The organism is Bacteroides sp. 3_1_23 (genome assembly GCF_000162555.1).
Classification (GTDB): Bacteria; Bacteroidota; Bacteroidia; order Bacteroidales; family Bacteroidaceae; genus Bacteroides; species Bacteroides ovatus.
On the sequence record NZ_GG774949.1, the window covers coordinates 2,161,346 to 2,173,126 of the forward strand.

Here is an 11,781-nt window from a genome sequence, read left to right on the forward strand (position 1 = left end):
ATTTTTATACATAGCAAAAATATAAGAATGAAAAAAGGGCGACAAGATAGAATCGCGGAGACGCTTACTTTCACGTTTTTTCTTTTTCAAACTGTACCTTTCCACAATAAAAGCACTACCTTTGTCAATTATGTATGTAATATACAATATAAAATGAACGACAATAAATTAAAAAACAAAACAGTCCCTTTCAACTACGCCCGCTGCTACAACGAGCAATGTCCGAAAGCTTGTAACTGCCTGCGTCGGGTGGCTGCACTTCTCACTACCGCTGACACGTCCTACATCAGCATCGTAAACCCAATGTGTATTCCGGCCACCGGCATTGACTGTCCTCACTTCCAAAACGCAGAAAAGATACATGTGGCATGGGGTATCAGCCACCTGCTGGACAACGTACCTTATAAGGACGGAACAAACATCAAGCAACAACTGATCGGGCATTTCGGAAAAACTCTTTACTATCGCTTTTATCGCGAAGAACGCTTCCTAAGCCCCGCAGATCAAAACTATATCCGCCAACTTTTTCACCGGAAAGGTATCACCGAAGAACCGGTCTTGGACAGTTACACGGATGAGTATAATTGGTAAAGCTGCGTTCTAACTAGTTTCCAGCCTGCTGAAACTTTTTGTTTCAAGCGCTAGAAACCATTCGTTTCAAGGTATGAAACAAAAAATGGAACTAGTTGAAAACAAAAGAAACCCTGATGAAAAGGCAGGTGAAGCTTAGGCCTTCACCCGCTATCACCGATGAACAAAGCGATGCAGAAGATGTTGAAGAGGTGAGAGGAATTTGAAGAGAAAAAGATAAGATATTTATTTCAACCACCTTACCTTCATTAGAGTTAGAACGCACCTTTATTAATTACAGTTTCTTCAGGTATAATTTCTATTTCATCAGGAAACAGCCATTATATTATTCGCTTGTTTCTATCTTTTTGATGATTCGTGCCGGATTGCCGGCTACGATTGTCATCGCCGGAACATCTTTAGTTACCACGCTACCGGCTCCCACTATCGCTCCATAGCCAATCCTTACACCTGGAAGTATGGTCGAATTTATGCCAATCCACACCTTGTCTTCAATCACAATCGGACGTCCGTATGTGGCACTGCGGTTATCCGGATCCGGATCATGATTAATAGTTATCAAGTTGACTTTCGGCCCGATAAACACATCATTACCAATCGTAATACCACCTCGTCCGAAAAACGTGCAGCATTGCTGGATGAAACATCGCTTACCAATTTTGACAGGTTTACCATAATCAATGTAGAGTGGCGGCAGGACAGTGGTGGTTGCATCCAGTTCTTTGTCAAGAATACGTTCCATATATTCATGCACCTCTTCAGGCGTACGATACCCCGTGTTCATCTCGGTTGCAGTCTTTATGGTAGCGAAAATATCCGCAATCAGTTCATCATAACCCGGTTCATCAGGTGAGACCATCTCACCGCTCAAGTCTTTTGCAAAAATATCGTTCATCATTTAATTGTTTTAATTGTATATAGCTATTACTACTGTTTACTCATAATTTATTATTTCAGGTTCTTTCTGAAGAAGTCCTCCAATTTGTCGAAAGGAATCGTACGGTCGTAGAGATCAGTATGGTTCGCTCCAGGGATAATCATCAATTCTTTATTATCACCTGTCAACTTTTTGAAAGCATCCTCACTGAAATAACGCGAATGGGCATTTTCACCATGAATAAGAAGTACGGGGCGGGAAATCTCATGAATATAAGCTAATAGCGGCATATTGATAAAAGACAGCGTCATCGTAGGACTCCATGCACCATTGGAATTGATAGAGCGAACGTGGAAACCACGGTTAGTCTTGTAATAATCGAAATAATCCTTGACGAATTGTGGCTCTTCACCGGTGATGCTGTCAGGCAACCCAGGGACACCGGGAGTGATTGTACCACTCTGCGCGTCACGGGTACGGATAACATTCATCATCTCCCTTTTTTTGTTGCGGTCGTCGGCACTATCCTCTGCGTCGAAATAACCATTAGCATTCACACGGCTCATATCGTACATCGTCGAAGCCACTGTAGCCTTAATACGTGTATCCATAGCAGCAGCATTTAGTCCCATCCCACCGAAACCACAGATACCAATAATCCCGATGCGCTCTGCATCCACATCAGGCAATGCTGTGAGAAAATCGACTGCTGCGCTGAAATCTTCGGTATTGATGTCCGGTGAAGCTACATTACGAGGTTCACCGCCACTCTCACCGGTATATGAGGGGTCAAGAGTAAGGAACCCACGTTCCGCCATTGTCTGTGCATAAAGACCGGATGCCTGTTCCTTTACAGCTCCGAAAGGACCGCTCACAGCTATGGCAGCGAGTTTGCCTTCAACATTCTTGGGTTCGTAGAGGTCGGCAGCAAGTATGATGCCGTAACGGTTCTTAAACGTCACCTTGCGGTGGTTTACCTTGTCACTTTGCGGGAATTTCTTATCCCATTCTTGAGTAAGATTCAATGTTTCCATATTATCACTTGTTTCTTGATTTGTTTTACTATTTGTGCAACCTGCGCCCGCAAGCATGACGGTTCCTAACAAGGCTGCGATTGCCACGGATGTAAGATTCGTTGTTTTCATTCTGCTATTACTTAAATGGTTGTTGAATTATTCTTTCTTATTTTACAGCGCAAAGGTAAAGCAAAAGCCCCACAGCGGCATTGCTGTGAGGCTCAAATAGTATTGCTCAAAAGCTCAATATAAAACTATCCCGATTTACACAAATAAGAATTCTATGCAAATATGGCGGTCGGTGATATACCATATTGTTTCTTGAATGCGGTTGAAAAATGGGAAGGATTCTTAAACCCTACTTCTGCGTAGACGTCCACAACCTTTTTACCGCCTTCCTTCATCTTGTTGTAAGCCACCTCAAGACGCTTGCGAATAAGCCACTTTTCAGGTGTCAGGTCACTTATCTTCTTGAAGTCCCGCTTGAACGTGGCAAGGCTGCGCCCGGTATAATGAGCCATTTCCTCCATTGTGAACTCATACATGTAGTTCTCGCTCATAAATTCCAGAATATCTATTTTCCACGGCTCGTTGAAATCGAAAAGCGTCGGGGCAAACCGTTCATCTATATCCAACAAAGCGAGCAGACCTTCCTGTATCTTCAGATTCATAAAATCATCTTTCGGTTTTACTTCAGGATTGAAATAAGGTGTCATTGAAGCGAAAAGGCTTGCGAGTTCCACCGTTTGGGGCAGTTTTATCACATCCGAATCAAGTTTTGGAGTATTGACGGGTACTCTCCGCTGTCCCAATTTGCGATACATCTCACGTAAAAAACGACGTGTAAACATCAGGAAAATACCACAATACCGCTCACCGTTGTACGTTCTCTTATACATTGTTATATGATGATCGCGGGGGATAAAGACACATTCGCCTTTTCTGACATGAATTTGTTCTTTTCCATTATCGAGAATCATCTCACCTGAATACACATAGTTGATAGCATATTCACGAGAACGGTGTATACAACCGCCAAGGTCATCATAATAGAAGCTGTAAAATACATTGTTATAATTGAATATAAGCTTCATTGGTTCTACTTGTTCCGCATCGCCTTTAGTCATAACATTGAGTGTTTTTTTAATTTCCAATCGCAAATGTAACAAAAGAATTCTGTTTCTTAACGGCTCATTATCCTTTTATTTGTGTGAGTAGAAACATTAGTTACATGATAACTAATCGAAAACACTCAATATTTATCGGTCATCACAAAAACCAACTCCCCTCCCTTCATAATTTCCGAATGATGTATCCTGAAATTCTCAACGGGTTCGCCATTCCACGTTACCGACTTCACATACTTATTCTCATTCGACAATCCTTTTGCTTGCATCGTGAACGTTTTATCATTCGGTAATGAAATAGTAACTTCTTCCACCTGTGGTGCTCCCAATATATATTCTCCCCCAATCGGATTCACCGGATAGAACCCCATTGCAGAGAAGATATACCATGCTGACATTTGTCCACAATCATCATTTCCACACAATCCATCCGGTTTGGGGAGGTAAAAACGGTCAAAGATTTCACGAATGAGCTGTTGGGTTTTATAAGGTTGTCCGGCATAGTTATACAAATAAGCTACATGATGACTGGGTTCATTGCCATGTGCATATTGTCCGATAAGTCCGGTTACGTCTTGCGTGAACCCTGTATTTTCTGCGGATGATTCTAAAAAGAATAAAGAATCCAGTTTGTTAACGAACTTCTCTTTGCCTCCGAGTAAATCGATTAATCCCTCCACGTCATGTTGCACGTGCCAAGTATATTGCCAGGCATTTCCTTCTGTATAATCTCCGCCGGAAGTAGCAGCATGAGACAATAAGAATGTATTAAAAGGTGTACGCCATTTTCCTTTCGAATCCTTTCCCCGCATCATAGTCGTAGAGGGATCCAACAGATTCTTGTAGTAGGAAGCCCGGCGGGAGAAATAAGCATAATCTTTCTCTTTTCCTAAAGATTTCGCCATGCGGGCTACACAATAATCATCATAGGCGGACTCTAATGTACGGGAAACCGACTCTTTGGGGATGATGTCGAAAGGATAATATCCATAACGATCATAAACCTCCCAGTCCGAATGTTGATGGCTTACGGTAGAACTTCCACGGATAGCGGCATACGCCTCTTCCACGTCAAATCCCCGGAAACCTTTCAGATAGGCGTCCACGATGACAGGGATAGCATGATTGCCTATCATGCAATGTGCCTCTTTTCCCCACAATGCCCAGATAGGAAGATACCCCATCGTGCGATAGTGTTCGAGCATACTCTGTATCATTCCGTCCACCCGCTCCGGGGAGAGAATGGTGTACAAGGGATGAGCTGCACGATAGGTGTCCCAAAGGGAAAGCGTGGAATAATAAGAGCCCGTCTTTGACGGTATACACTTTATCGTCAGCACCCCGATAACGTCCGTCCGTGTCCGCCATGTCGTTGGGCTGGATAAACAGGTGATAAAGCGAAGTATAAAAATTCTTTTTCTGTTCGTCGCTACCCGTCACCTTTACCCGATCAAACAAGTTGTTCCATTGTCGGCGGGCCTCCATACGAATCTTATCGAAGTCCCATCCCGGATTCTCTTTCGCTAACGCCGCTTTCGCGCCTTCCAAGCAAACGGAAGAGAGCGCTATTTTCACTTGCAGCGTATCACCTTCAGCAAGGTCGAAATCAAGAATAAGTCGTTTCGCCTTCTCCCCTCCTGCCGACGGAAGCACTTCACGTACAACATACGGTTTGTCAAAAGAGAGCACATAATAGTATTGTCGCTTTACCCAATTTTCTACCACTTGATGACCTGTGATGGTATGATTATCGGGCATATCCATTTCAGCAGACAAGACATGCGTCTTCAGCCGTTCTTTATCCCAAACGATCCCGTTCTGGAGGTCTACCAGTAAACGGGCAGGAGCAGCAGAATGATAAACGTAACGATGGAAAGCGGTACGCTGCGTGGAGGTCAATTCCACGTCCACAGCAGCATCCGTCAGTCGGACGGAATAGTATCCGGGAGACGCCTTTTCGGATTTTTTATCAAACTTGCTTCTATAGACTCCGTCTTTCACTTCCCCACTGAAAGGCAATAGAAGAACGTCTCCCAAATCGGGACACCCCGTCCCACTCAAATGTGTCTGGGCGAAACCGATAAGGGAATCATCCGCAAAGTTATATCCGCTACAATACTTCCATTCGTCATTGCCCGTTTCGGAGCTTGCTTGAATGAAACCGAAAGGTACACAGGCTCCGGGAAAGGTATGTCCGTTGTCGGAGGTACCAACGAATGGATCAGCATATCGAATATAATCATCATCCATGTCCGTCCGGAAGAACAATGTTCCATAGCCGGGGCCATCACACCATTTGGAAGCGCCCTCTGCTGACATCTTGGAGAGAACCCGGCGAGTATACGGCATATCCAATCCCTTGCGGGTGACGTAATGATTGTATACGATCTCATAGATTGGCCGAAACACTCCCCGTAATTTGTCCGAGATAGTTTGCCAGTTGCAATATCGGCCCGAAATATCAGTCCACGTAATAAAGGGAACGGATTCTCCCAAGTTATATTTCGCTGTATATTCGTAACCGGTCAACAAACGGTTGTCAAGAGCGGCGTACATCTTCTCATCCCCCTGATTGTAAGCGGTTTCGCAGGCTTCCGCCAAATTACCTAAGCCGAACATCACGTGGTCTTGATCGCGACCGCTCTCCTGACACTGTCCGTTCTCGCCGATATAATTCTTAATCGTTCCGTTGTCGTGCCCGTTGTAATAGAAGTGAACTGCCTGATTGTAGAGAGCCTCATCTTCGAGGAAAATGCCGAAAGCCATGTATGCTTTGGTAGCAGCAGCCCCCCAGTTGCCGTTTGTATATGGTTTCGCCTTGAAGAAAGTGTCTAATACAGGAATGAATACCGTTCGCAACATCTTCTCCCAACCGGCAATCTCCGCCGGAGTGACTTTGGAATAAGTATGTTTAATTAGTTCTGCCGCGTTCGCCAACATACTGCCTTGTAGAGAGGCGCATAGTGGGTCGTCATTGTCGTTCTGACCTATCAGTTTCAGCGTGGTGCTGTAAGCATTCAATATCTCTATCGACTTGCGGGCGTGGGCTTCATCTCCGGTAAGGGTCCACATCAAGGCGTTGAGATAAGCTGCCTTATGATCGTCTTCACTAGGGCGTTTGGTATGTTTGTTCACTCCCAAGCGGGCTATCACCTCAAAAGGGCCTTGCATCTGATAAGTGGACGAAGCACAAGAATCAGCTTCGAGCAATCGGTAAGAACTGTAAGCCGGCTCTATCCGGTGATCTACGTAATATTTCATCCTCTCCAGGCTCTCTTTCGTATGGAGAATACCCGGATGCATGAACTTGTTCGCTTCGGACAAAGATTGTCCGGCACGTATCTTCTTCCATCTCATGAGTGCTTCAATGTAATAATAATCAGCATAGATAATAGAGGCATCTATCTCATCGTCGGCTGGATAGTGTCCGGTAGAGTGCAGCAGAAGAGCAGGATTCTTATCACGGCTTTGATACTTCTTCGTAGAAAGGTTGCGGAGCATCTTCTCCGCCAATTTATAATATTTATCTGCCCGCTCCTTATCGTCTTCCAGCGTCGACAGTTCCAATAAAGCTGAAGCAACAACTGCCGCTACCGAAGCATCTCTGGGAGCGGTTGGGATATCGGGAGCATCGAAGTCCCAATAAGGGATCAAGTCGGCAGGCAGGCGACGGATGTAGAGGTCTGCCACTTTTTCGGCAAAGCGAAGATATTCTTTGTCACGTGTTTCACGATAGACCATCGTATATCCGTAGATAGCCCATGCCTGTCCGCGCGCCCACATCGAAGCATCGCTATATCCTTGATGGGTGATTCCTTTGATGAGTTTTCCGGAAATGGTATCGTAGATAGCTACATGGTAACAAGAACCGTCTGTACGGAAATGGTTAGCTTTCGTCACACGAGCATGAGACAAAGCGATATCATAGAGCCTCTTCCCTCCTCCATTCTTGGCAGCCCAGAAAAGAAGTTCCAGATTCATCATGTTGTCGATAATCGTGTTATGAGGCCAATTGCTTTCTTTCACTTTCCAAGGCCATGATAAGATAGTACCTACACGGGGATTGTAAAGTTTTGCCAGTTCGTCCGCACTTTTCAACAGGATATCTTTGTAATAGTCATCTTTCGTTAGACGATAAGCATGACCGTAGCTACAAAACATTTGAAATCCCATATCGTGACTGGTAACTTTGCCCGACAGAGACTCCAGCAATTTTGTAAAATGAATAGCTTTTTCCTTTATCTCCGGCTCATGACTGTATTCGTAATCATACCACAGGACTCCCGGAAAAAATCCGCTTGTCCAGTCGTGGGGACTCACCATATCCCACGATGACTTACCGGCTTCAATAGCTCTCGGAAGTTTCGAAGAAGTTCCTATCGCTTTCAATGTTTTATGTATTTGCCGGTTACAGTAAGCCAGTTCTTTTTCTTGGGCACCGGCTATACAGATAACGCATAAACTTATCCACAAAGAGAGTATTCTTTTCTTTATCATTTACCTATATTTTAATGATGTATATAATAACAAGAGGGTGTATCAAAAGTCTACAGTAACTCAAGACACACCCTCCCTTTATCCTCTTTTTACCTATTTTTTTACCTTATAATTGGAAGGTGATTAGTTTTCTTTCAAATATTTAATCAGTTCTGCCTCGTTTCTAAAGGATTTCGTCCATTTAATAGTATAAGGTGTCACAGTACCCGAATAAACCATATCTGCAAGTTTTATTTTAACAGTCATATCAAATGATTTATCAGTAGGTATTGGATTTCCGGTGAAGGTACCTTTAGTCAGATCCCAATAATAAACGGTACCATAATCTTTTTCAATAATTGAATGTGAGTTAAGTCCGTATTGATTACTTTTATCATTCACAAAAGACCCATAACCATTAGTAGGAGAATCGAATGTTATCGCTTTCTTCTCCGGCAATCCTTCTATTACAATTGCAATAACCGGATAATTACCTACATGCAATGTCAAATCGTTCTGTATATCTCCTCTGTATTTTTCACCAGATTTAGCCGGCGTCACAACCAAATTATCTCCATCATTTTTTTCTGTTGCACCACTCGTTATTACCGACCATTCGCTTCCTTTCGCATCAATAGCTCCTTCACTCGGCGGCATACCCGATTCTGTACGGAACAGTAGTGTCCCATATCCCGGATGGTCACACCACATTGCATCCCCTTCCGGAGAGATTCTGGATATCACCTGTTGCGTATACGGCATTTCCAGACCTTTGCGAGTTACGTAATGATTGTAAGCAATCTCAAATACCGGTCGGAATTTTCCTCTATCGTCATCAGAGATATTATTCCATCTCACTCCTGTCACATCCGTGAAAGGCTCAAAAGGCACATCGTATCCAAGATTATACTTAGCTGTATACTCATACCCTTTCATTAGTCTGTTTTCCGATGCGCTCCAAAGCGTCTCGTTGCCCTGATTATAAGCAATTTCGCAGGCTTCTGCCAGATGGCCTATTCCCAGCATCGTGTGATTTTGGTCACGTCCACTTTCCTGACACTGTCCGCTCTCCATAATATAGTTCGTCAAACTTCCGTTGTCGTGCCCCTCATAGAAAAACGTCACCGCTTCGTTATAGAAACTTTCGTCATCCAAAAAGATACCGAATGCCATAAAAGCCTTGATAGCAGCGGTTCCCCAGTTGCCGTTTGCATAAGGAGATTTGGCAAAGAAGTTTCTCAATACCGGAATAAATACGTTACGAAACATATTCTCCCAGGACTTGACATCCGTATCTGATACCGAAGGATAAGTATGTCTCATCAGTTCAGCGGCATTAGCAAGAAGAAATCCCTGCAAAGCAGCGCACAGGGGAGCGTCATTATCACTCATGTCAATCTCACGCAATGTGCCGGCATAAGCGTTCAATATCTCAATCGACTTTTGAGCGTGCGCCGGATTCTGGGTAATACACCACATAATAGCGTTCAGATAAGCAGCTTCGTGATCTTCTTCGCTCGGAGTCTTGGTCGCCGAAGTGTTCTGTCCGAAACGTGAAATAACCGTGAAAGGGCCTTGAATCTCATAAGTAGACGAAGGCAAAGGACTCTGTTGCAACAGTCTGTAACAATCTATTGCAGGAGAAACATTCCCATTCACAAAGTTCTGCATCCGGGTAATGGAAGCTGTCGTGTGTAGAATACCGGGATGAACGAACTCCATAGAAGGTCCCACTTCCGTATAGTTGGGATTCGGATTGGGCGGCGGAGGCGTATTATCTTCCTGACACGAAACAAACGTAAACAACAAGCATAATATCGGTAGTATATATTTCATTTTCATATGAATATCATTTTAAAGGTTCAACATTCGATTACCAACCCGGATTATTACCCAATTCGTGACCGTTGGACAAAGAGTTCAGCCACTGCAAAGGAATCGGACGCAATTTAAACTTACTCTCAAACGACTCTTGCGTCAAGGTAGTCTTGATTGTCCCACCATAGATGTTGGAAACATCCCAGTTGTACTTCAACACACGTTCAGCCAGTTTGCCGGTGCGTTGCAAGTCGTTCCAGCGTGATCCTTCACCAAGGAGTTCCTTTGCTCTTTCGTCCAAAATATTATCTATCGTGACATTGGAATAACGAGAAAGCCCACCCTGCGGAGAATGTTTTTCAGCACGGGAAACAACGTAGTTAATATATTTTTCGGCATTAGCCTGATCGTTGTTATTCATCACTGCCGCTTCCGCTGCAATCAGACAAGTTTCCGCCAAACGGAAGAGATAGATATCACGCGTCCCCGAACCGGATTCGTCTTCCCTATACTCCGCGTTTCCATCTTTGAATTTCCAGATAGGAAGACAGGTACGAGAAGTTGAATTCGTCGTCTGATAAGCGTGTTTGTAGTAATCATCATTCGCCCAATTTGTCTCCTCTCCCATCGGATAGTTGAACACTTTGTATCTTACTCCATTCTTGTCCGTTTCAGCCCAATACTTATATTCAGGATCGGTAGGTACCGGGAAATAGATAATCTTATCGCCTTTGGCGAACACTCCATCTACAGGAGTAGTACACTGGAACCAGTTCTTGCCTGCATCCTTTCCGTCTGTGGAAGTACTCGCATTACCATTCAAAGGACTCATAAAGGTCACAGAAGGACGTCTGTCTTTCTGCCAGTCATACATCATATAAGCAAATTTAGTAGGAATCGCCTCCACATGCATACTCGCATTACCATAATAACTGTCTTTGCCCAATCCCAGCCATCCGCCAATAGCATAAGGCATCATATACCATTGATTCCAGATATTGGTGTTGTAGTTAGCTCCGTCAGCAAAACCAATAGGGAAAATAATTTCATCGTTTATCTCATTCGACTGACGATGAACCATCGCATAGCCATCCAACAGCTTATGTCCGGAATTAAGATACACATCTTCCGCATCCTTGAATGCGTTTTCAAAATCCTTCGGATCGGCATACTCTTCATAACCACGTGTCAGATAAGCCAACGCCCGGATATGCTTCGCAGCAGCTTTGGACATGCGTCCGTAGTTGGAACCCGTTTGACGCCAGGGAAGAACACTAATGGCTTCTTCCAAATCTGTAAAAATCTGCTGGTAGAAAGCGGCGCCATTCGAATACTCGACAGTATAGCTCGGCTCTTTAGACTCGTTGATTTTCAACGGTCCCTGTCCCCAATTCCTCACAATCTCAAACAAATACCAGGCTCTCAACGCTTTGGCTTCAGCCACAAGCTGCGTCAACGCACTGGGTTCTATTCCATCAGGGTCGTCTGTCTTCAAAATGACACTCTTCGAACGATCGATAGCAGCATTTACATTGTTCAACGCATTGAAATAAGAACTCCACATCGCATAAATCGTACCGTTATTTGACTGATAAGTAGTGGTATACTGATTCATTGCCGCTACTTCCGTCGGATAATTCTGTGTGAAGACATCCGTACCTTGTTGTGTAAATATCTGATAAGTAGTCGTATTATAGATATTTTTCAAGTTTGAGTAGCAACCTACAATCAGACTCTCATATCCACCCTTTGTCTGATAGTATTTGTCCGCTGACTGGCTGGAATGGTTCACTTCGTCCAGAAAATCAGAACAAGCAGTCATTCCAAAAGTAAATAACAGAAGCGTATACTTCAAATATCTTTTGTTTATCATAGA

The 11,781-nt window shown here is 43.9% G+C and carries 7 protein-coding genes and 2 pseudogenes; 1 reads left to right on the top strand and 8 read right to left on the bottom strand.

Annotated elements, in window-relative coordinates; all coding sequences use genetic code 11:
* Positions 1-153 precede the first annotated feature (153 nt).
* Entirely contained in the window at positions 154-591 is a 438-nt protein-coding gene (locus tag HMPREF9010_RS0124305) for a DUF6078 family protein (protein WP_032852629.1), read from the top strand.
* 325 nt (positions 592-916) lie between these two features.
* Here HMPREF9010_RS0124305 and HMPREF9010_RS15705 read toward each other — a convergent pair whose 3' ends face one another.
* From HMPREF9010_RS15705 to HMPREF9010_RS15680, 8 genes and pseudogenes are all read right to left on the bottom strand, one after another.
* Positions 917-1,486 (bottom strand): DapH/DapD/GlmU-related protein, encoded by a 570-nt coding sequence (locus tag HMPREF9010_RS15705; RefSeq protein ID WP_032852630.1) that lies wholly within the window; start codon positions 1,484-1,486, stop codon positions 917-919.
* A gap of 53 nt (positions 1,487-1,539) precedes the next feature.
* The gene (locus tag HMPREF9010_RS15700; protein WP_008648271.1) at positions 1,540-2,613 is read right to left on the bottom strand and encodes an alpha/beta hydrolase; all 1,074 of its coding nucleotides are present in this window, start codon (positions 2,611-2,613) and stop codon (positions 1,540-1,542) included.
* A gap of 152 nt (positions 2,614-2,765) precedes the next feature.
* Positions 2,766-3,611 carry a helix-turn-helix domain-containing protein gene (locus HMPREF9010_RS15695; protein WP_032852522.1) on the bottom strand — a complete coding sequence of 282 codons (846 nt, stop codon included), beginning with the start codon at positions 3,609-3,611 and terminating at the stop codon, positions 2,766-2,768.
* A 125-nt stretch (positions 3,612-3,736) separates the two neighbouring features.
* Entirely contained in the window at positions 3,737-4,951 is a 1,215-nt protein-coding gene (locus HMPREF9010_RS26525) for a GH92 family glycosyl hydrolase (RefSeq protein WP_232284330.1), read from the bottom strand.
* Positions 4,952-4,988: 37 nt separating this feature from the next.
* A pseudogene (locus tag HMPREF9010_RS26530) lies at positions 4,989-6,914 on the bottom strand (alginate lyase family protein); the annotation flags it as partial.
* A gap of 18 nt (positions 6,915-6,932) precedes the next feature.
* A pseudogene (locus HMPREF9010_RS26535) lies at positions 6,933-8,105 on the bottom strand (glycoside hydrolase family 88 protein); the annotation flags it as partial.
* Positions 8,106-8,231: 126 nt separating this feature from the next.
* The gene (locus HMPREF9010_RS15685) at positions 8,232-9,929 is read right to left on the bottom strand and encodes a DUF4979 domain-containing protein (RefSeq protein WP_032852523.1); all 1,698 of its coding nucleotides are present in this window, start codon (positions 9,927-9,929) and stop codon (positions 8,232-8,234) included.
* A gap of 31 nt (positions 9,930-9,960) precedes the next feature.
* Positions 9,961-11,778 carry a RagB/SusD family nutrient uptake outer membrane protein gene (locus tag HMPREF9010_RS15680; RefSeq protein WP_008648276.1) on the bottom strand — a complete coding sequence of 606 codons (1,818 nt, stop codon included), beginning with the start codon at positions 11,776-11,778 and terminating at the stop codon, positions 9,961-9,963.
* Positions 11,779-11,781: the final 3 nt, after the last annotated feature.